At 60.0% G+C, this 20,623-nt stretch carries 23 protein-coding genes; 9 read left to right on the top strand and 14 right to left on the bottom strand.

What is annotated here, in order from left to right; all coding sequences use genetic code 11:
- Nucleotides 1-60: 60 nt before the first annotated feature.
- The 6 genes from hemA to AB4O01_RS15235 all read left to right on the top strand — a co-directional run bounded on the left by hemA (nucleotide 61) and on the right by AB4O01_RS15235 (nucleotide 5,421).
- Nucleotides 61-1,347, top strand: coding sequence for a glutamyl-tRNA reductase (hemA, locus tag AB4O01_RS15260; RefSeq protein WP_007951716.1), 1,287 nt, complete (start codon nucleotides 61-63; stop codon nucleotides 1,345-1,347).
- Nucleotides 1,344-2,426, top strand: coding sequence for a peptide chain release factor 1 (prfA, locus tag AB4O01_RS15255; RefSeq protein ID WP_077574521.1), 1,083 nt, complete (start codon nucleotides 1,344-1,346; stop codon nucleotides 2,424-2,426). Before hemA ends, prfA begins: the two co-directional genes overlap by 4 nt.
- Nucleotides 2,427-3,257, top strand: a complete 831-nt coding sequence (prmC, locus tag AB4O01_RS15250; RefSeq protein WP_095050607.1) for a peptide chain release factor N(5)-glutamine methyltransferase — start codon at nucleotides 2,427-2,429, stop codon at nucleotides 3,255-3,257.
- Nucleotides 3,251-4,006: a molybdopterin-synthase adenylyltransferase MoeB gene (locus tag AB4O01_RS15245; protein WP_093441424.1), complete on the top strand. Its 756-nt coding sequence runs from the start codon at nucleotides 3,251-3,253 to the stop codon at nucleotides 4,004-4,006. Before prmC ends, AB4O01_RS15245 begins: the two co-directional genes overlap by 7 nt.
- The gene (murI, locus tag AB4O01_RS15240; protein WP_320336328.1) at nucleotides 3,999-4,790 is read left to right on the top strand and encodes a glutamate racemase; all 792 of its coding nucleotides are present in this window, start codon (nucleotides 3,999-4,001) and stop codon (nucleotides 4,788-4,790) included. Before AB4O01_RS15245 ends, murI begins: the two co-directional genes overlap by 8 nt.
- Before the next feature lie 112 nt (nucleotides 4,791-4,902).
- Complete coding sequence (locus tag AB4O01_RS15235; RefSeq protein ID WP_093441419.1) at nucleotides 4,903-5,421, top strand: acyloxyacyl hydrolase; 519 nt, start codon at nucleotides 4,903-4,905, stop codon at nucleotides 5,419-5,421.
- A 129-nt stretch (nucleotides 5,422-5,550) separates the two neighbouring features.
- Here AB4O01_RS15235 and AB4O01_RS15230 read toward each other — a convergent pair whose 3' ends face one another.
- From AB4O01_RS15230 to AB4O01_RS15175, 12 genes are all read right to left on the bottom strand, one after another.
- Nucleotides 5,551-5,856, bottom strand: coding sequence for a YkgJ family cysteine cluster protein (locus tag AB4O01_RS15230; RefSeq protein WP_077574517.1), 306 nt, complete (start codon nucleotides 5,854-5,856; stop codon nucleotides 5,551-5,553).
- A 53-nt stretch (nucleotides 5,857-5,909) separates the two neighbouring features.
- The gene (locus tag AB4O01_RS15225; protein ID WP_460088978.1) at nucleotides 5,910-6,401 is read right to left on the bottom strand and encodes a DUF2878 domain-containing protein; all 492 of its coding nucleotides are present in this window, start codon (nucleotides 6,399-6,401) and stop codon (nucleotides 5,910-5,912) included.
- The gene (locus tag AB4O01_RS15220) at nucleotides 6,394-7,659 is read right to left on the bottom strand and encodes a cyclopropane-fatty-acyl-phospholipid synthase family protein (RefSeq protein ID WP_320336329.1); all 1,266 of its coding nucleotides are present in this window, start codon (nucleotides 7,657-7,659) and stop codon (nucleotides 6,394-6,396) included. The genes AB4O01_RS15225 and AB4O01_RS15220 overlap by 8 nt, the downstream gene beginning before the upstream one ends.
- Nucleotides 7,646-8,461 carry a DUF1365 domain-containing protein gene (locus AB4O01_RS15215; RefSeq protein ID WP_460088977.1) on the bottom strand — a complete coding sequence of 272 codons (816 nt, stop codon included), beginning with the start codon at nucleotides 8,459-8,461 and terminating at the stop codon, nucleotides 7,646-7,648. The genes AB4O01_RS15220 and AB4O01_RS15215 overlap by 14 nt, the downstream gene beginning before the upstream one ends.
- Nucleotides 8,458-9,705, bottom strand: coding sequence for an NAD(P)/FAD-dependent oxidoreductase (locus AB4O01_RS15210; RefSeq protein ID WP_257356108.1), 1,248 nt, complete (start codon nucleotides 9,703-9,705; stop codon nucleotides 8,458-8,460). Before AB4O01_RS15210 ends, AB4O01_RS15215 begins: the two co-directional genes overlap by 4 nt.
- Entirely contained in the window at nucleotides 9,702-10,484 is a 783-nt protein-coding gene (locus AB4O01_RS15205; protein WP_460088976.1) for an SDR family NAD(P)-dependent oxidoreductase, read from the bottom strand. The genes AB4O01_RS15210 and AB4O01_RS15205 overlap by 4 nt, the downstream gene beginning before the upstream one ends.
- Nucleotides 10,481-10,903 carry a nuclear transport factor 2 family protein gene (locus tag AB4O01_RS15200; RefSeq protein WP_186624688.1) on the bottom strand — a complete coding sequence of 141 codons (423 nt, stop codon included), beginning with the start codon at nucleotides 10,901-10,903 and terminating at the stop codon, nucleotides 10,481-10,483. The genes AB4O01_RS15205 and AB4O01_RS15200 overlap by 4 nt, the downstream gene beginning before the upstream one ends.
- Complete coding sequence (gene phrB / locus AB4O01_RS15195; protein ID WP_177412592.1) at nucleotides 10,896-12,341, bottom strand: deoxyribodipyrimidine photo-lyase; 1,446 nt, start codon at nucleotides 12,339-12,341, stop codon at nucleotides 10,896-10,898. Before phrB ends, AB4O01_RS15200 begins: the two co-directional genes overlap by 8 nt.
- A gap of 20 nt (nucleotides 12,342-12,361) precedes the next feature.
- Nucleotides 12,362-13,303: a MerR family transcriptional regulator gene (locus tag AB4O01_RS15190; RefSeq protein ID WP_093441383.1), complete on the bottom strand. Its 942-nt coding sequence runs from the start codon at nucleotides 13,301-13,303 to the stop codon at nucleotides 12,362-12,364.
- Nucleotides 13,303-14,265 (bottom strand): YbgA family protein, encoded by a 963-nt coding sequence (locus tag AB4O01_RS15185; protein ID WP_093441378.1) that lies wholly within the window; start codon nucleotides 14,263-14,265, stop codon nucleotides 13,303-13,305. Before AB4O01_RS15185 ends, AB4O01_RS15190 begins: the two co-directional genes overlap by 1 nt.
- Before the next feature lie 219 nt (nucleotides 14,266-14,484).
- Complete coding sequence (locus AB4O01_RS15180) at nucleotides 14,485-14,700, bottom strand: TIGR02450 family Trp-rich protein (protein WP_093441373.1); 216 nt, start codon at nucleotides 14,698-14,700, stop codon at nucleotides 14,485-14,487.
- Nucleotides 14,697-15,683 (bottom strand): NAD(P)/FAD-dependent oxidoreductase, encoded by a 987-nt coding sequence (locus tag AB4O01_RS15175; RefSeq protein ID WP_099757164.1) that lies wholly within the window; start codon nucleotides 15,681-15,683, stop codon nucleotides 14,697-14,699. The genes AB4O01_RS15180 and AB4O01_RS15175 overlap by 4 nt, the downstream gene beginning before the upstream one ends.
- A gap of 197 nt (nucleotides 15,684-15,880) precedes the next feature.
- On the opposite strand from AB4O01_RS15175, the gene AB4O01_RS15170 reads away from it, so the two are divergent.
- Both AB4O01_RS15170 and hemH read left to right on the top strand, forming a co-directional pair.
- On the top strand, nucleotides 15,881-16,783 hold the full coding sequence (locus tag AB4O01_RS15170) for a TIGR01777 family oxidoreductase (protein WP_460088975.1): 903 nt from the start codon (nucleotides 15,881-15,883) through the stop codon (nucleotides 16,781-16,783).
- Nucleotides 16,784-16,796: 13 nt separating this feature from the next.
- The gene (gene hemH, locus AB4O01_RS15165; RefSeq protein WP_093441360.1) at nucleotides 16,797-17,822 is read left to right on the top strand and encodes a ferrochelatase; all 1,026 of its coding nucleotides are present in this window, start codon (nucleotides 16,797-16,799) and stop codon (nucleotides 17,820-17,822) included.
- 116 nt (nucleotides 17,823-17,938) lie between these two features.
- On the opposite strand, the gene AB4O01_RS15160 is transcribed toward hemH, so the two are convergent.
- Together AB4O01_RS15160 and upp are read right to left on the bottom strand one after the other, a co-directional pair.
- On the bottom strand, nucleotides 17,939-19,213 hold the full coding sequence (locus AB4O01_RS15160) for a uracil-xanthine permease family protein (protein ID WP_077574503.1): 1,275 nt from the start codon (nucleotides 19,211-19,213) through the stop codon (nucleotides 17,939-17,941).
- A gap of 2 nt (nucleotides 19,214-19,215) precedes the next feature.
- Entirely contained in the window at nucleotides 19,216-19,854 is a 639-nt protein-coding gene (upp, locus tag AB4O01_RS15155) for a uracil phosphoribosyltransferase (protein ID WP_007912842.1), read from the bottom strand.
- Nucleotides 19,855-20,017: 163 nt separating this feature from the next.
- Between upp and AB4O01_RS15150 the strand changes: the two genes are divergently transcribed.
- Entirely contained in the window at nucleotides 20,018-20,575 is a 558-nt protein-coding gene (locus AB4O01_RS15150) for a hypoxanthine-guanine phosphoribosyltransferase (protein WP_008086142.1), read from the top strand.
- Nucleotides 20,576-20,623: the final 48 nt, after the last annotated feature.

Raw genomic sequence — 20,623 nt, 5'->3', positions numbered from 1 at the left:
TGTTCTGAATCTTTCGAAGTAGGACAATTGCCGGCTTCACGTCACCATCAGCGACCTTGAATGGCCTTCCTTGCACTCGGTATCAACCACAAGACTGCGTCAGTAGACGTCCGCGAGCGCGTGGCTTTTACTCCTGAACAGCTGGTGGAGGCCTTGCAGCAGCTCTGCCGACTGACCGACAGCCGCGAAGCTGCGATCCTCTCCACCTGCAATCGCAGTGAGCTTTATATAGAACAGGATCAGCTTTCGGCTGATATCGTGCTGCGCTGGCTGGCCGACTATCACCATTTAAGCCTCGATGAGCTGCGCGCGAGTGCTTATGTGCATGAAGATGATGCGGCAGTTCGTCACATGATGCGCGTCGCCTCCGGGCTCGACTCGCTGGTACTGGGCGAACCGCAGATTCTCGGTCAGATGAAATCGGCCTACGCCGTGGCCCGCGAGGCCGGCACCATCGGGCCGCTGCTGGGGCGACTGTTTCAGGCAACCTTCAATGCCGCCAAACAGGTGCGCACCGACACCGCCATCGGTGAAAACCCGGTATCGGTGGCGTTTGCCGCCGTCAGCCTGGCCAAGCAGATTTTCAGTGATTTGCAGCGCAGTCAGGCTCTGTTGATCGGCGCCGGCGAGACCATCACTTTGGTCGCCCGCCATTTGCACGAGCTGGGGGTCAAGCGCATCGTTGTCGCTAACCGCACACTGGAACGTGCCAGTCTGCTGGCCGAGCAGTTCGGTGCTCACGCGGTGTTGCTCTCGGACATCCCGGCCGAACTGGTGCGCAGCGATATCGTCATCAGTTCAACCGCCAGTCAGTTGCCGATTCTTGGCAAGGGCGCGGTGGAAAGCGCATTGAAACTGCGCAAGCACAAACCGATCTTTATGGTCGACATCGCCGTTCCCCGGGATATCGAGCCGGAAGTCGGCGAGTTGGACGACGTTTACCTCTACAGCGTTGACGATCTCCACGAAGTGGTCGCCGAAAACCTCAAGAGCCGCCAAGGCGCAGCACAAGCCGCCGAAGAGATGGTCTCGGTCGGCGCTGACGATTTCATGGTGCGCCTGCGCGAACTGGCGGCGGTCGACGTGCTCAAGGCCTATCGTCAACAGAGCGAACGCCTGCGCGACGAGGAGCTGCAAAAAGCCCTGCGCCTGCTGGCCAATGGCGGCAACGCCGAAGACGTGCTCGGGCAACTGGCCCGTGGCCTGACCAATAAACTGTTGCATGCGCCTAGCGTGCAGCTGAAAAAGCTTTCTGCCGAAGGCCGCCTCGATGCGCTGGCCATGGCCCAGGAACTCTTTGCCCTTGAGGGCTCACCGGATAGCTTTTCGGATAAAAAACCGCAATGAAAGCGTCACTGCTCAACAAGCTGGATGTCCTCCAGGACCGTTTCGAGGAACTGACCGCGCTGCTCGGCGACGGCGAAGTCATTGCCGATCAGGCCAAATTCCGTGCTTATTCCAAGGAATACGCCGAACTTGAGCCGGTGGTACAAGGCTATAAAAAGCTGCTCAGCGTACAAAGCGATCTTGAAGGCGCGCAGGCGCTGCTCAAGGACAGCGACCCGGACATGCGTGAAATGGCCGTGGAAGAAGTCCGCGAAGCCAAGGAATTGCTGATCACCCTGGAAGCCGACCTGCAACGCATGTTGCTGCCCAAGGATCCCAACGACGGCCGTAACGTCTTTCTCGAAATCCGTGCCGGCACCGGTGGCGACGAGGCGGCGATCTTCTCCGGCGACCTGTTCCGCATGTACTCGCGTTACGCCGAGCGTCGCGGCTGGCGTGTCGAGATCCTGTCGGAAAACGAAGGCGAACACGGTGGCTATAAAGAAGTCATCGCCCGCATCGAAGGCGACAACGTTTACGGCAAGCTGAAATTCGAATCCGGTGCGCACCGCGTACAGCGCGTGCCTGCTACCGAATCCCAGGGCCGTATCCACACCTCGGCCTGCACCGTGGCGGTATTGCCCGAGCCGGACGAACGCGAAGCCATCGAGATCAACCCGGCGGATTTGCGCGTCGATACGTTCCGCTCCTCCGGGGCCGGCGGTCAGCACGTTAACACCACCGACTCGGCGATCCGCATCACGCACATACCGACCGGCACCGTCGTCGAGTGTCAGGAAGAACGTTCCCAGCACAAGAACCGCGCTCGGGCGATGGCCTGGCTGTCGGCCAAACTCAACGATCAGCAAACCGCAGCGGCGGCCAACGCGATCGCCAGCGAACGTAAATTGCTGGTTGGCTCGGGCGACCGTTCCGAGCGAATTCGCACCTACAACTTTGCTCAGGGCCGGGTCACTGACCATCGCGTCAACCTGACCCTGTATTCCCTTGACGAAATTCTTGCCGGTGGCGTTGAAGCGGTGATCGAGCCATTGCTGGCCGAATACCAGGCTGACCAACTCGCAGCGATAGGTGAATAAATGACCATCATTGCCAGCCTGTTGCGTGCCGCTGAATTGCCGGATTCACCGACTGCGCGTCTGGATGCCGAGTTGCTCCTTGCCGCTGCACTGGGCAAATCGCGCAGTTTTCTGCACACCTGGCCCGAGCGCATCGTGCCGAGTGAAGCAGCACTGACTTTTGCCGAATACTTGCAACGTCGCCGTAGCGGTGAGCCGGTGGCTTATATTCTCGGGCAGCAGGGCTTCTGGAAACTCGATCTTGAAGTCGCGCCGCACACCCTGATCCCGCGTCCTGACACTGAATTGCTGGTGGAAGCGGCGCTGGAGTTGCTCCCCGCGACGCCGGCCAAAGTGCTCGACCTCGGCACTGGCAGTGGCGCAATTGCGTTGGCCTTGGCCAGCGAACGCCCAGCGTGGAAAGTCACTGCCGTGGATCGTGTGCTGGAAGCTGTCGCACTTGCCGAACGCAATCGTCAGCGTCTGCACTTGAACAACGCCACTGTGTTGAGCAGCCACTGGTTCAGTGCGCTGGAGGGCCAGCGTTTTCAATTGATCATCAGTAACCCGCCGTACATTGCCGCGGCCGATCCGCATCTGGTCGAGGGCGATGTGCGCTTCGAACCGGCCAGTGCGCTGGTTGCCGGTGAGGATGGACTCGACGATCTGCGTTTGATCGTCGCGCAGGCTCCGGAACATCTGGAGGCCGCTGGCTGGCTGATGCTCGAACACGGCTATGATCAAGCCGAAGCCGTGCGCGATTTGCTGCTCACGCGCGGTTTTGAAGAGGTCCACAGCCGCACCGATCTGGGCGGCCATCAACGCATCAGTCTGGGGCGCCTGCCGTGCTGAATGATCAGGAATTGCTGCGCTACAGCCGGCAGATTCTGCTGCAACACATCGACATCGATGGGCAACTGAAGCTCAAAGACAGTCGTGTGTTGATCGTCGGCCTCGGCGGTCTCGGTGCACCGGTTGCCTTGTATCTCGCGGCGGCGGGTGTCGGTGAGCTGCACCTGGCGGATTTCGACACGGTCGATCTGACCAACCTGCAACGCCAGATCATTCATGACACCGACAGCGTCGGCATGAGCAAGGTCGACTCGGCGCTCAAGCGTCTGGGCGCGATCAATCCCGAGATTCAATTGATCGCTCATCGCCAGGCGCTGGACGAGGATTCTCTCGCTGCTGCCGTGGCAGCGGTGGATCTGGTGCTCGACTGTTCCGATAATTTTTCCACCCGCGAAGCGGTCAATGCTGCGTGTGTGGCGGCGTGCAAACCTTTGGTCAGCGGCGCGGCGATTCGGCTGGAAGGGCAGTTGTCGGTGTTCGACCCGCGTCGTGCCGAGAGTCCGTGTTACCACTGTTTATACGGGCACGGCAGCGAAGCTGAACTGACTTGCAGCGAAGCCGGTGTGGTCGGGCCGCTGGTCGGTCTGGTCGGCAGCTTGCAAGCACTGGAAGCCTTGAAGGTCTTGGTCGGTTTCGGTGAGCCGCTGGTGGGCCGTTTGCTGTTGATCGATGCCCTCGGTTCGCGTTTCCGTGAGTTGCGCGTCAAGCGTGACCCAGGCTGCAGCGTCTGTGGTCCGCGCCATGCGTGAAGCGCCGATCGGCGTGTTCGACTCCGGTGTCGGCGGCTTGTCGGTGCTGGCGGAAATCCAGCGTTTGCTGCCCAATGAAACGTTGCTCTATGTCGCCGATTGCGGGCACATTCCCTACGGTGAGAAAACCCCGGAATTCATCCGTCAGCGTTGCAGCGTGATGGCCGGGTTTTTCCGCGAGCAAGGCGCCAAGGCCTTGGTCATCGCGTGTAATACCGCGACGGTCGCGGGTGTCGCCGATCTACGCCGTGATTTCCCTGACTGGCCGCTTGTCGGCATGGAGCCTGCGGTCAAACCTGCCGCTGCCGCGACCCGCAGCGGAGTGGTCGGCGTGCTCGCCACCACCGGCACGTTGCAGAGCGCCAAGTTCGCCGCACTGCTTGATCGCTTTGCCACCGACGTGCGCGTGATTACTCAGCCATGTCCCGGTCTGGTCGAGCTGATTGAAAGCGGCGATCTGCACAGCGCCGAGTTGCGCCAGTTGCTGCAAGGGTATGTCGAGCCACTGTTGGCCAGCGGTTGCGACACGATCATTTTGGGCTGCACCCACTATCCCTTTCTCAAGCCGATGCTCAAGTCGATGATCCCCGCGGACATTAGTCTGATCGATACGGGCGCTGCTGTGGCGCGGCAACTTCAGCGGCTTTTGGCGGAGCGCGATTTGCTCGCTGTCGGACCGAACCAACCGGTCAGGTTCTGGACCAGCGCCGATCCTGCGTACTTGAAAAACATCCTGCCGTTACTGGGGCAGAGTGCCGACGAAGTGCAAAACTTCAGCTTGTAAAAAAATTGTGAAATAACTAAAACTTCAGCTGAACTTCTGAGCAGGCGCTAGCTTCTATAGCGATGAGTTATCTAGAAAACCAAACGATCGTTCCGGAAAAGGAAGTTTCAACGTGAAGCGACTATTCTGCTTGGCCGCGATTGCGGCCGCACTGATGGGGCAAAGTTTTACTGCACAAGCGGCCGGTGTTGAGTTTGCGGTGGGGGCCACCAGCGACTCGACCATGACGTACCGCCTGGGCATGAATTTCGACTGGGACAAGAGCTGGCTGCAAAGTGACGTCGGTCGTCTGACCGGTTACTGGAGCGGGGCTTACACCTACTGGGAAGGCGACAAGACCTCCAGTAACAACAGTCTGTCGTTCTCGCCGGTATTTGTTTACGAGTTTGCCGGTCAATCGGTCAAACCGTATGTGGAGGCGGGGATTGGTGTCGCGGCTTTCTCCAATACCAAGTACGAATCCAACAATCTCGGCGGCTCTTTCCAGTTCGAAGACCGCTTCGGTTTTGGTCTGCGTTTCAATGGCGGGCATGAAGTCGGGATTCGTGCGACGCACTATTCCAACGCCGGTCTGGCCAGCGACAACGACGGGGTAGAAAGTTACTCGCTGCATTACACCATGCCGCTCTAAGCCGAGCGCATAACCCCTGTAGGAGTGAGCCTGCTCGCGATAGCGGTGTGTCAGTCACACATATATTGACTGACACACCGCTATCGCGAGCAGGCTCACTCCTACATTTGTTTTGGGGTGTTCTTGTGATCAGCGGTAGGCAGTCGTGATGCCTTTGCGTTCTTCAATGCACTCCGGCGCGCCCATCTCGAACTCGCGGCAGATCAGCGGGCGTTTCTCATAGATCGTGCACATCATCGTGTCGCGATCCAGCGCCGCGCACCAGCCGTCATCCAGACGCAGCATTACTTCGCCGCCCCATTCATCAGTATCGATAAAGCGATCAGGCACGCCAGTGTCGGTGATCAGCATCACTTCGAGCTGGCAACAACACGCCGCGCAGGTCGAGCAAGTGACCGCCGGTTCAGTGATTTGTTGGTGGGGAATGGTCTTCATGGTCGGCAGTGTAAGGCAGTGACCGATACGCGTGTGAACGGTCTGACAGACGCTCAGTGCGCCAGCCGCCGAGCCATCCCATGCAGCAACGGAAACAACAACGCCCAGAGCAGGCCGATGCCGATCAGTGTCGGCAGTTCGCCATAGGGAAATTGCACCCCGGCCAGGCGCCCGCCAGCGTAATACGACAGCGCGCCGCCGACAGCGCCGAGTACGCTCGCCAGCCACCAGGGCCGCGCGCTCCAGGCCAGGCAATGGCGCAAGGTGGTCGCCAACAATGCCCAGAGCAACATCAGCCACAACGGAATTAGCGGCGACTGATCCTGAAACGCGAACACCCCGGCACCACGCAACACACTGTCGACAGCGGTGCCGACAATCACCACGCTGAGGATCAAACGCCCCTCAGCCGCCCAACTGCTGATCCAGCACAGATGGATCACCAGCACCGCCAGCGCGACCAGCAACCACAGGCTGTTGCCGCCGAGCACGCAGGTCAGCCAGCCGATCTGGAACAGTACGGCATTGGCGACACGCTCAAGCATCGAAGCGTCCGAGCAGCGGCGCAGTCATTGCGGCGGGTTTGGCCAATAGCAACTGCGCGGTGCCGATGGTGCGTTCGAGGAAACCGCCCTCGCAGTAACACAGGTAAAACTCCCACAGCCGCAGGAAATAATCGTCATAGCCCAGTTCGCTCAAGCGGCAATGGGCGCGGCGGAAGTTCTCGTGCCACAGGCGCAGGGTGCGGGCGTAGTGCAGGCCGAAATCTTCCATGTGCAGCAGGTTCATGTCGGTGTCGCGGCCGACCACTTCGAGCATTTTCTGCACGCAGGGCAGGGCGCCGCCGGGGAAGATGTAGCGCTGGATGAAATCGACGCCGCGCTTGGCCTGTTCGTAACGCTGCTCGCGGATGGTGATCGCCTGGATCAACATCAGGCCGTTGCTCTTGAGCAACTGCGCGCACTGTTTGAAGTAGGTCGGCAGGAAGCGGTGGCCGACGGCTTCGATCATCTCGATCGACACCAGTTTGTCGTATTCGCCGGTCAGGTCGCGGTAGTCCTTGAGCAACAGCGTGACGCGATCCTGCAAACCCAGTTGTTCGATGCGTTGCGCGGTAAACGCGTACTGCTCTTTCGACAGGGTCGTGGTGGTTACGCGGCAGCCGTAATGTTGCGCGGCATACAGCGCCATACTGCCCCAGCCGGTGCCGATCTCCAGCAAATGGTCGCTGGGTTGCAGCGCGAGTTTCTGACAGATCCGCTCCAGTTTGTTCAGTTGTGCCTGTTCGAGGCTGTCTTCCGGGGTCAGGAACTGCGCCGCCGAATACATCATGGTCGGGTCGAGAAACTGCTCGAACAGATCGTTGCCAAGGTCGTAGTGTGCGGCGATGTTCTTCTGCGAACCCTTGCGCGTGTTGCGGTTGAGCCAGTGCAGACCTTGCACCAACGGCCGGCTGAGGCGGGCCAGACCACCCTCCATGGCATCGAGCACGTCGAGGTTGCTGACGAACACGCGGACGACGGCCGTCAGATCCGGCGAACTCCAATAGCCGTGGATAAAGGCCTCGCCGGCCCCAATCGAACCGTTCCCGGCAACCATGCCCCAGACGGCCGGATCGAGCACATGGATTTCCCCGAGCAAAGCACTGCCCGGGGTACCGAACATCAGGCGTTCGCCGTCCTCGACCACCAGCAGTTGGCCGTTTTTCAACTGAGCCAATTGGCGCAGCACGCCACGGCGCAGCAGCGACCCGGTCAAACCGTTGGTGCTGAGCCGACTGACCGACAGACTAGAGGATTTCATGGCGGTGCTCCTTGGGAGGCACAGTGGCGGTTTGAAAACTGCCGTCGGCAGTCTGATGAGCAAAAATCGGTGCGCGTTTGAGCAGCAGCCGCAGCGCTTGCCAGTAAATGGCCAGGGCGGTTTTCGCGGTCATCCACGGAAAGCGCTGCAGGTAACGATGCAGGCTGCGCCGGTCGAGACTTTCGCGTTGCAGATTGAGGGTGGCGTCGAACAGTTTCTGCTCGCCTTGCCAGTCGGCCATGTGCACACCGAGGTTTTGCGCGGCGGGACTGAAACTCATGCGGTATTCGAGATCGCGCGGCAGAAACGGCGAAACGTGAAAGGCTTTGGCCACGGCAAAGTGCTGATGGAAATCCTGCAGATTGACCGGCGGGCGCGCCGGCAACACATAGTGATAGCGCTCGCCCCATGGTGTGTTGGTGACTTCACAGACGATCGCCGCCAGTTGCCCGTCCGCCTCATGGCAGTAAAAGAAACTCACCGGGTTGAACGACAGCCCCCAACTGCGCGCCTGGGTCAGCAGGCAGATCGAGCCTTGCGGTTCGTGGCCGATGGCGATGCCGACCTGCTGGCGAACGGCATCGATCAGGCGCATGCCACGGCTGGTAAAAGTCTTGAGATAGTCGGTCTCGCGAAATGAAAACGGCGCAAAGCGGCTGCGCCCGGCCAGCGGCGACAGTGCAAGCACGGCGTCCTGTTCGCTGAGATCGAGGTAGAGCAAGCCGATCCGGTAACGGAATTCATGGCGGCGCGGCGAAAAACGCCGATGGCCGATCCAGCCGCTATACAGGGCGCTGTTCATAAGCTTTCCCCGAACGCGGCGGCCACGCGCAAGGCACTGACGACACCGTCCTCATGAAACCCGTTGGCCCAGTAAGCGCCGCAATAATGCGTGTGCTGCGCGCCATCCAGTTCGCCCCAGCGATTCTGTGCTGCCACCGCCGCGAGGCTGAATTGCGGATGGGCGTAGGTGTAGCGGGCAAGCACTTTGTCGGGGCTGATGCCGGCACTCTGATTGAGGCTGACGCAGAACGTGGTTTCGCTCTGAATGCCCTGCAGAATGTTCATGTCGTAGGTGACGGCGGCGTGAGTATGGCCAGCGCCGCTGAGTCGATAGTTCCAGCTGGCCCAGGCAAGTTTGCGTGTTGGCAGCAAACGGGTATCGGTGTGCAGCACCACTTCGTTGTCGGCGTAGGGCAGCGCACCGAGGATCGCGCGTTCGGCATCGCTGGGCACCGCCAGCAGTTTCAGCGCCTGGTCGCTGTGACAGGCGAACACCACCCGATCGAAATGCTCAAGGCCTGCCGGGCTGTGGATAACTACGCCATGCACATCGCGATCGACCCGGGTGACCGGACAATTGAGCCGAATCCTGTCCTTGAACCCGGCCGTCAGTGGCGCGATGTAAGCACTCGAGCCGCCTTCGATGACTTGCCATTGCGGCCGATCACTGACTGACAACAGCCCGTGATTCTTGAAGAACCGCACAAAAAACTGCAGGGGGAAGTTGAGCATTTCCGCCATCGGCATCGACCAGATCGCCGAACCCATCGGCACGATGTAATGCAGGATGAAACGTTCGCCGTAGCCGCCGGCCTTGAGGTATTCGTCGAGGGTGGTGTCGGCGGCAATGCGCAGTTCGACGAGGTCGCGCTGGGCTTCTTTGTTGAAGCGCAGGATGTCGCGCAACATGCCCCAGAACCCCGGTGACAACAGATTGCTGCGCTGGGCGAAGAGGCTGTTGAGGTTGTTGCCGTTGTATTCCAGGCCGGTGTCCGGGTCGGTCACCGAGAAACTCATTTCCGTCGGTTTGAACGCCACGCCAAGCTGGCCGAGGAGGCGGATAAAGTTCGGGTAGGTCCAGTCATTGAACACGATGAAGCCGGTGTCCACGGCGTAGGGCTGTCCTGCGACGGTGACGTCTACCGTGTGCGTGTGGCCACCGACCCAGTCGCCCGCCTCGAACACCGTCACTTCATGGCGGCGATTGAGCAGGTAGGCGCAGGTAAGCCCGGCGATGCCGCTGCCGACGATGGCAATTTTCATGTCGGATCCGTCAGCGGAGGCGACTTGCGCACCATGCGCTTGCCGATGGCCAGTTGCACGCGTGCCGGCAGTTTCGACAGCGGCCACAGCGCGGCCATGAACAGTGCCGGGAAGGCGATTTCCAATGGCCGATCCTTGAGCTTGGCGAAGATGTGCCGCGCTGCTTTATCCACAGGCCAGCTCAAAGGCATGGGGAAATCGTTTTTGGCGGTCAGCGGGGTTTCGACAAAACCCGGGCTGACCACGGTGACTTCAATGCCTTCGTCGGCGAGATCGATGCGCAGCGATTCGAACAGGTAACGCAAACCGGCCTTCGAGGCGCCGTAGGCTTCGGCCCGTGGCAACGGCAGATAGGTCACCGAACTGGCCATGCCGACCAGGTGCGGCGCGGTGCCTTTGCGCAACAGCGGCAAGGCGGCCTCGATGCAGTAGCTGCTGGCGAGCAGGTTGGTGCGCACCACATGCTCGATGATCGAGGCGTCGAACTGCTTGGCATCGACGTACTCGCAGGTGCCGGCGTTGAGAATCACTGAATCCAGTGAACCCCAATCCGTGGCGATCTGCTCGCCGATTTCGCGCACCGTCTGGCTGTTGGTCAGGTCCCCCGGCACCACCAGAACTTGCCCCGGGTAGCGTTGCGACAAGACCTTGAGCGGGGCGATCTGACGGGAACTGACCGCCAGGTGCGCACCGGTTTTCAGGATCTCTTCAGCCAGCGCCGCGCCGATGCCACTGCTGGCCCCGGTCAACCAATAGCGCCGTGGAGGTGTACGACTCATCCCATTCTCCTTTTCAGCCAGGCAATGACCCGGCCCAATATTGGTAAATGTTCATACAGCAGCGCCCCGGCATCGAAATAATCCCGATGGCGATAAACCTTGTCGTGCCAAAGCAGGTGCGAGCAGCCGCTGACACGAATCACACGGCCACCCGCCAGGCGCGGATGGCGATAACTCATGACCCAACGCAGGTAGCCTTCGCAGTCGCCGATCTGGTCGAAACCATGAAAATCGAAACGCAGTTCGCTAACGTTGGCGTACAGCTCGCCGAAGTAGTCGCGCAATTGCGCCAACCCTTGCACCTCGTGCAGCGGGTCGGTGAAATGAATGTCATCGCTGTACAGCTCGCCGAGGTTTTGCAGGTTGTCTTTGTTCAACGCTGAAAATTGCCGGGCGAAGCGGCGCAGAAATTCACTCATCATCGCCTCCGGTAGACGTACGCGAAGGCAGGTTCTTGAAGGCGGCCAATGCGCGCTGGCGCGAAGTGCTGAGGTTGACGATCGGCGACGGGTAGTCAGCCACGCCGAACAAACCACCGACGTCGGCCGGGTTGTGCACTTCTTTCTTGTTGAGAGCCGCCAGTTCCGGTAGCCAGTGCTTGATGAACAGGCCTTCGCTGTCGAATTTTTCCGACTGGCTCAACGGGTTGAAGATGCGGAAGTACGGCGCCGAATCGGTGCCCGTCGACGAGCTCCATTGCCAGCCGCCGTTGTTCGCCGCCAAGTCGCCATCAATCAGGTGACGCATGAAAAAACGCTCGCCTTCGCGCCAGTCGATCAGCAGGTTTTTGGTCAGGAACATCGCCACGATCATGCGCAGGCGATTGTGCATCCAGCCGGTTTCGAGCAATTGGCGCATGGCCGCGTCGATGATCGGCAGACCGGTGCGCGCCTCTTGCCACGCGGCGAGATCGTCCGGCGCATCACGCCAGGCCAGCGCTTCGGTTTCCGGGCGAAACGCGCGGTGCCGCGAGACCCGTGGATAGCCGACCAGAATGTGTTTGTAGAATTCGCGCCACAGCAGCTCGTTGATCCAGGTAACCGCACCGACCTTGCCGCTTTCGAATTCGCCCTGATTGCTTTGCAGGGCGGCGTGCAGGCATTGGCGCGGCGAAATCACCCCGGCAGCGAGGTATGCCGAGAGCTGACTGGTGCCGGGCTTGGCCGGGAAGTCGCGTTCGCTTTGGTAATAGTCGATCTGCGCGTCGGTGAAGGTATCGAGACGGCGCCGGGCTTCCTGTTCACCGGCCGGCCACAGATCGCGCAGGGTTTGGCTCGGTGTGGCGAAGCCTTTGACGGAGTCGGGAATCGGGTCGCTGTCGATGGCAAGTTTTGCCTGTTTGCCAGGGGCCTTGACCAACGCAGGCATCGAGCGGTGCAAGCGTTCATAACAGACTTTGCGGAACTGGCTGAACACCTTGAAGTAACTCTCGGTCTTGGTCAGCACGCTGCCGGGTTTGAACAGCAACTGATCGAGGTAGCTGTGAAACGTGATGCCCTCGGCCTGCAGTGTGTCCGCCACCGCTGCATCGCGACGGCTTTCATGGACGCCATATTCTTCGTTGACGTGGACGGCTTCGATCTTCAGTTGCCGACAGAGCTTGAGCAGTTCCACTGGGGCTTGATCCCAATGCGCGGCAGTACGGATCAGCAACGGAATATTCAACGCGGCGAAGCTTTTGCTCAGCTCATCGAGGTTGCGCAACCAGAAGTCGACCTTGCACGGCGCATCGTCATGTTCCAGCCACTGCTGCGGACTCAACAGGTACACGGCGACCGTCGGGCCGCGCGCTGCGGCGGCCGCGAGGGCGGTGTTGTCATGTTGGCGCAAGTCGCTGCGCATCCAGATCAATTGCATGTCGGCACTCACGGCGTCCATTAAATCAGCCCGCGCTGAACGAGTTCCTGGTGCGCAAGAAGCGCGTCTTCCGCCAGGAACACATCAGCCATCTCGGAGGTTTTTACGGACAACTCGGCGTGGTGGATGCATACCGTTGGTCCGACCAGCATTTTCGGGCAACTGACTCCGTTCAGCAGCTTGGGCAACTGCGCAAGGTTCATGGCTTTGCTGGAATACAGCAGTACGCCACGGGCCTGCAGGTGTTCAACTGCCAGCGCCAGTTCGGTGGCCGGCAGCGGCCAGTCAAACACTTGCACCGGACAATCGGCGCTGCTGATCAGCCACGCGCACAGCCACAGATGAGGTTCCAGTGGCAGGTCGGAATGATTGATCAACAACAGCGGGGCGCCATGTAGCTGACGATTGTTATGGTAGATGCGTGTGCCGAATTTGCTGCGTAGCCACGAATAAAAGAACACCCGCTCCATCTGCGCGCCGAACTGGCCTTGCCAGCGCTGCTCCAGTTCCGCCAGCAACGGCATCAGCAATTGCTCGCACAGCGTGCGTGGCGGGTAGAGCGCCATGGCCTGATTGACGCTGTCGTCGAGGCTGCGTTCATTGAGCTGCGTGACGGCCGCCAGCAATGTCTGGCGCAAACGCTGCCAGTCGTTTTCCACCGATTCGCTGAACGCTTGTGGTGCGTCGAGCAGCGGTTTGACCTGACTGACGGCAACACCACGATTGAGCCAGGTGAGGATGGTCAGAATCTGCTGCACGTGTTCGGCCGAATACAGTCGGTGGCCCTTGGGCGTGCGTTGCGGCACGACCAGCCCGTAGCGGCGTTCCCACGCGCGCAAAGTGATCGCGTTGACGCCGGTCTGTCGCGCGACTTCGCGAATCGGCAGCCAGCCCTCGTCGAGAGCTTTCTTAAAATCCGCGCCAAGGTCTTCCTGGGCGCTGGTATCCATTTTGTCGTTCATTAGATTGCGTTTCGCAGGCTGAGGTTTTCCGGGTGCGGTTGCAGGTAAACCTGTTGCGCGATGTACGAATCCGGATGGAGGCGAAAGTGATGCTTGAGCAGCGTCAACGGCACCACCAGCGGCACGATGCCCTGGCGGTATTGGCCGATGACGTGTTGCATTTCCTGTTTGTCTTCGGCGCTGATCGCCTGCTTCAGATAACCGCTGATGTGCAGCAGGACATTGCTGTGAGTGCCGCGCGTGGCACATTTCTTCAGGGCGGCCATCAGTTCGCTGAAATAGCGCGGGCCGAGTTCGGCGGGATCGGTGTCGGCCATATTGCCCAACAACTTGCCCAGCGTTTTGTATTGCAGTGGGTTGTGCGCCATCAGCAAGTATTTGTAGCGCGAATGGAATTCGGTGAGGGCGCGACGGCTCAGGCCATTGGCGAGGACCTGTTGCCATTCGCTGTAAGCGAATACTCGGGTGATGAAGTTCTCACGCAGTACCGGATCGTTGAGGCGACCGGCTTCTTCTACGGGCAGATCCGGGTGCTGTGCGCAGAACGCCTGGGCGTAAATCCCGCGTCCGCCGCCGTTCACCGGGGCGCCGTTGGTGTGGTAGACCTTGACCCGCTCGAGGCCGCAGGACGGCGACTGCTGCATGAAGATGTAGCCGCAGATGTCATTCAGCTCGGCGGCCATTTTTGTGCCGTACTCGGCCAATGGCTGAGTGACGTTGATCGACGGGTTTACCGTGCCGACCGCTTGCGGATGCTCGGCCTCGCCGACAAGGCGGATCGGCTCGCGCGGGATGCCCATACCGATCGCGACTTCCGGACACACCGGGACGAAATCGAAATGCTCGGTGAGGGTGCGGCTGCACAGGCGGGATTCCTTGTGTCCACCGTTGTAGCGCACCTCGGCGCCCAGCAGGCAGGCGCTGATGGCGATTTTGGGTTTGGCTGCGCAAGAGTCAGACATGGGCACCTCGAATCCATACCTGTACAGAGGTTGATCTCTGTACAACTTTGCTCAGCATAGATTCATGGGTGTACAAGTCAAATGGTTTGTATAACTTTTTTCTGTTGAGCGCGGTTCACTGTGGGAGCGAGCTTGCTCGCGAATACGGATTAACATTCAACAAATTCATTGATTGAAACACCGCCTTCGCGAGCAAGTTCGCTCCCACAGGGACGCTATTTACTTCCAGCCCTGCAGCCATTCAGCGTTGTTTTGTAGTGTCTGCCAATCGAGTCGCTCAGCACGTTGGGTCAACACCGCTTGTAACTCAACCTCCAGCACCGTGCCTTCCTCGTCGCGAAACAGCTCGGTCACCAGAAAGTGTTTTTCACGATTCTGCGGGTGGGCTGCTGTCCATTTCGACAGCAGCAATTTACGCGGATTGATGCGGTTCATTGCAGGTGTTCGTGCAAGCGTCGCGCGGCTTCCTGGCCACTGAGCCAAGCGCCTTCGACACGGCCAGACAGGCACCAGTCGCCGCAGGCATACAAACCCAGATCGGCATCGGCCAGGGTGCCCCATTCGTGGCCCGTCGCCGGACGTGCGTAGAGCCAGCGGTGGGCGAGGCTGAAGGTTGGCGCGGGCATGGCGCTGTGCAGCAGTTCGGCAAAAGCACCGTGCAGTTGCTCGATCACAGCTTCCTTGGACAGGTCGATGTGCTGCCGGCTCCATGCGCTGCTCGCATGCAGCACCCAGGTGTCGAGTGTGTTGTCACGTCCGGGTTTGCTGCGGTTGCGTGCCAGCCAGTCGAGCGGACTGTCCTGCACGAAGCAGCCTTCAAGGGGCGTATCCAGCGGTGTATCGAAGGCGAGGGCGACAGCCCAGGTCGGGTCCATTTTCACCCCGGCGGCGGCCCCGGCAAGTTTCGGGGCAGCGGCCAGTAAGGCTGTCGCTTGAGGGGCCGGCGTGGCGATCACCACGTGACTGAACGGGCCATGGGTGAAGCCTTCGGCGTCCTGCAAGTGCCAGTGCTCTTCACCGCGAAAGACCTCGGTGATGCGGCAGGCAAAGTGCACTTCCAGGCCATCGAGAAGTCCACGAGTGATGGCGCTCATGCGCGGTGTACCGACCCAGCGCGTCTGCTCGTCCGGCGACAGATTCAGTTGCCCGCCCTGATACGTGTAGAGCTGCGGTGTCCACTCGGCGACCCAGCCCAGGCTTTGCCAACGCTGCACTTCGGTGACGAAGCGCCGATCACGCGCGGTGAAATATTGCGCGCCCATGTCCAGCGAGCCAGCGTCGCTGCGCTTGCTCGACATGCGCCCGCCGCTGCCGCGACTTTTATCGAACAATTGCACGGTATGCCCGGTCTCTGTCAGAGCCTGGGCGGCGGAAAGTCCGGCGATGCCGGTGCCAATGATTGCGATAGGTACAGTCATAGGGGCCTCGTTTACCTTTCTGTACAGACTACGCCGTGGATGAAACCTGTACAATTTTGTTTTTTGGTATAACTTCTAGCGTTCTCGATCTGACAGCTTGGCCTATGGTTAAACAATAGAGCCTGCCCGATAGAAAAGATCCCTGCTTATAAAAATAGACTAGTGATCCGGGTTAAACGCCACGCGAGGAAGATGTCATGCACATATTGCTGACCGGCGGTACTGGTTTGATCGGACGTGCGCTCTGCCGACACTGGTCGCAGCAGGGCCATCGCCTGACGGTCTGGAGCCGAAAACCGGAGAAGGTCGCGAAGATCTGCGGTGCGCAGGTGCGTGGCATCTCGCGTCTGGAAGATCTCGGCGATGAGCCTGTGGACGCGATCATCAATCTGGCCGGTGCGCCGATTGCCGATCGGCCGTGGACCCATCGACGCAAAGCGTTGCTATGGAGCAGCCGTATCACTTTGACGGAAACACTGTTGGCGTGGCTCGAAACCCGCACGCAGAAACCGGCATTGCTGATTTCCGGTTCGGCGATCGGCTGGTACGGCGATGGTGGTGAGCGCGAATTGACTGAAGATTCGCCGCCGGTGATCGACGATTTCGCCAGCCAGTTGTGCATCGCCTGGGAAGAAACCGCGCAACGTGCCGAGGCGCAAGGCATCCGTGTGGTGCTGGTGCGAACCGGTCTGGTGCTGTCGGCCGAGGGCGGCTTTTTGTCGCGGCTGTTGCTGCCATTCAAACTCGGGCTCGGCGGGCCTTTGGGCAATGGTCGGCAGTGGATGCCGTGGATTCATATCAACGATCAAATCGCCCTGATTGATTTTCTTCTGCATCGTGATCAGGCCAGTGGTCCTTATAATGCGTGCGCGCCGAAACCTGTGCGCAATCGCGAATTTGCCAAGACGCTGGGCAGCGTTTTACACCGCCCGGCGTTCATGCCGATGCCGACGCTGGCGCTGAAAGTCGGTCTCGGCGAGATGTCATTGTTGTTGCTCGGCGGCCAGAAGGCTATGCCGGCACGCTTGCTGGAAGCGGGTTTCACTTTCCAGTTCACGGATTTACGTGCGGCCCTGGACGATCTCTCCAGCCGCCTCTGAAATAGGACGTTGCATGACCGATCACGCCTTGCTTCTGGTCAACCTGGGTTCCCCGGCCTCAACCTCAGTGGCCGATGTGCGCCGCTACCTCAATCAATTCCTGATGGACCCGTACGTGATCGACCTGCCGTGGCCGGTGCGGCGTCTGCTGGTGTCGCTGATCCTGGTCAAGCGCCCGGAACAATCGGCCCACGCTTACGCCTCGATCTGGTGGGAGGAGGGCTCACCGCTGGTGGTGCTCAGCCGTCGTCTGCAACAGCAGATGACCGCACAGTGGAATCACGGCCCTGTGGAACTGGCGATGCGCTATGGTGAGCCGTCGATTGAAACCTGCCTGCTGAAACTGGTGGCGGCGGGGCACAAGCGCATCACGCTGGCACCGCTGTATCCACAGTTCGCCGACAGCACCACGACCACAGTGATCGAAGAAGCCAAGCGGGTGATCCGCGAAAAGAAACTCGACGTGCAACTGTCGGTGCTGCAGCCGTTCTACGATCAGCCGGAATATCTGGATGCGCTGGTCGAAAGCGCCCGGCCGCATCTGCAGCAGGATTACGATCACTTGCTGCTGAGCTTCCACGGTCTGCCTGAGCGGCATCTGACCAAACTCGATCCGACCGGCAATCATTGCTTCAAGAATGAAGACTGCTGCAAGAACGCCTCGCCTGCGGTATTGGCGACCTGTTATCGCGCGCAATGCCTGCGTACTGCGGCGTTGTTTGCTGAGCGCATGGGCCTGCCGGATGGCAAATGGTCGGTGTCGTTTCAGTCGCGTCTGGGCCGCGCCAAGTGGATCGAACCCTACACCGAGGCACGGCTGGATGAGCTGGCGAAAAGCGGCGTGAAGAAAATACTGGTGATGTGCCCGGCGTTTGTCGCCGATTGCATCGAGACGCTGGAAGAGATTGGTGATCGCGGCAAAGAACAGTTCCGCGAAGCAGGGGGCGAGGAATTGGTGCTGGTGCCGTGCCTGAATGACGACCGGCAATGGGCTAAGGCGTTGGCAACCCTCTGCGAAAGAGCGCCGCTGGCGTTGTAGTGATCGTTCCCACGCTCTGCGTGGGAATGCCTCTAGGGACGCTCTGCGTCCAGTGACGCGGAGCGTCACGGGCTGCATTCCCACGCAGAGCGTGGGAACGATCAGATCTTGAAGGCTTAGATCAGCGGCTCATCCGCCTTCTTGTTCTTCCAGCCATCATTGCCCGGCAGAATCAGGTTCAGCGCTATCGCCACCACCGCGCACAGCGCGATGCCTTTGAGGCCAAAGTCGTCCGGACCGGTACCGGTGCCGACCAGCACACCGCCAATGCCGAACACCAGCGTCACCGAGACAATCACCAGATTGCGCGCTTCGCCCAGATCGATCTTGTGACGGATCAGGGTGTTCATCCCCACCGCCGCGATCGAGCCGAACAGCAAGCACAGAATCCCGCCCATCACCGGCACCGGAATGCTTTGCAGCAGCGCGCCGAACTTGCCAATGAACGCCAGGCTGATAGCGAAGATCGCCGCCCAAGTCATGATTTTCGGGTTGTAGTTCTTGGTCAGCATCACCGCACCCGTCACTTCGGCGTAGGTGGTGTTTGGCGGGCCGCCGAACAGACCGGCGGCGGTGGTGGCAATGCCGTCGCCGAGCAGGGTGCGATGCAGGCCCGGCTTCTTCAGGTAATCGCGACCGGTCACGCTACCCACAGCAATCACACCGCCGATGTGTTCAATGGCCGGAGCCAATGCCACTGGAACGATGAACAGAATCGCCTGCCAGTTGAATTCCGGCGCGGTGAAGTGCGGAATCGCAAACCATGGCGCTGCGGCAATCTTCGCGGTATCAACGACACCGAAATAGAACGCCATGGCAAAACCGACCAGCACGCCGGAAATGATCGGCACCAGGCGGAAGATGCCTTTACCGAACACCGCCACGATCAATGTGGTCAGCAATGCCGGCATCGAGATCAGCATCGCGGTTTGGTAATGGATTAGTTCAGAACCATCGCCAGCCTTGCCCATCGCCATGTTCGCGGCAATCGGCGCCATGGCCAGGCCGATGGAAATGATCACCGGACCAATCACCACCGGTGGCAGCAAGCGGTCAATAAAGCCCGTGCCTTTGATCTTCACGGCCAGGCCGAGGAAGGTGTAGACGAAACCGGCTGCCATCACACCGCCCATGGTCGCGGCGAGGCCGAACTGGCCCTTGGCGAGAATGATCGGGGTGATGAAAGCGAAGCTCGACGCCAGAAACACCGGCACCTGACGCCCGGTGACGATCTGGAACAGGATCGTCCCCAGGCCCGCGGTAAACAGTGCCACGTTCGGGTCCAGGCCCGTGATCAGCGGCATCAGCACCAGGGCGCCGAAAGCCACGAACAGCATCTGGGCGCCGGACAGCACCGTGCGCCAGAGCGGATCGTTGAACTCTTGCTGCATGGTCACGCGTCCTTCTGCTTGGTGCCGAAGATCTTGTCACCGGCGTCGCCAAGCCCTGGGATGATGTAACCGTGCTCGTTCAAGCGCTCATCGATGGACGCGGTGTAGATGGTCACGTCCGGGTGAGCCTTTTCTACGGCGGCAATACCTTCCGGCGCGGCAACCAGCACCATCGCGCGGATGTCTTTGCAGCCGGCTTTCTTCAACAGATCAATGGTCGCCACCATCGAGCTACCGGTAGCGAGCATCGGGTCGATGATCATCGCCAACCGTTCGTCGATTTCCGGAACCAGTTTTTCCAGATAAGTGTGCGCTTGCAGGGTTTCTTCGTTGCGGGCAACGCCCACAGCGGAAACCTTGGCACCCGGGATCAGGCTCAGCACGCCTTCGAGCATGCCGATGCCGGCGCGCAGGATCGGCACGACGGTGATCTTCTTGCCGGCGATCTTCTCGACCGACACGGTGCCGCACCAGCCTGCAATATCGTAGGACTCCAGCGGCAAATCTTTTGTAGCTTCATAGGTCAACAGGGCGCCGACTTCCTGAGCGAGCTCACGGAAGTTCTTGGTGCTGATATCGGCGCGGCGCATCAGGCCGAGTTTATGACGGATCAGCGGATGGCGGATCTCGAGGATGGGCATGGAAAAACTCCGGCGGCGGGCAAAAAAACCGGCCTAGATTAATCTATCCGAGGGTGATGTCCTATAGGACATTCTGTACGTTAGTCCATAAAGGCTTGATTCGGCCTCAATGGATGCGTACCTTTGCCCGCTTTTCCGAAAACATCCCCCCCTGGAGAGCGCCATGTCCGCTGATCTCGAGCATATCCGTCAAATCATGCGAGAGGCTGACTGCCTGTACACCGAAGCTGAAGTCGAGGCCGCCATCGCCCGCGTCGGTGCACAAATCAACGAACAACTGGCTGACAGCAATCCGGTAGTGTTCTGCGTGATGAACGGCGGGCTGATTTTCTCCGGCAAACTGCTGACGCATCTGCAGTTCCCGCTGGAAGCCTCCTACCTGCACGCGACCCGTTATCGCAACGAAACCAGCGGCGGCGATCTGTTCTGGAAAGCCAAGCCGGAAGTTTCGTTCATCGACCGCGACGTGCTGATCATCGACGACATCCTCGACGAAGGTCACACCCTCGGCGCGATCATCGACTTCTGCAAACACGCCGGTGCGCGCAAAGTGCACACCGCCGTGCTGATCGACAAGGATCACGACCGCAAGGCGCGTCCTGACCTGAAAGCCGATTTCGTCGGCCTGCCGTGCATCGACCGCTACATCTTCGGTTACGGCATGGACTACAAAGGCTACTGGCGCAACGCCAACGGGATCTTTGCCGTTAAAGGCATGTAATCCGCGCCTCGATCTAAATGTGGGAGCGAGCTTGCTCGCGAAAGCGGT

The sequence above is a fragment of the Pseudomonas sp. S2_E02 genome, from assembly GCF_054668355.1.
Note: the sequence above shows the minus strand (reverse complement) of the source record. Positions and strands in the feature narration are given on the sequence as shown.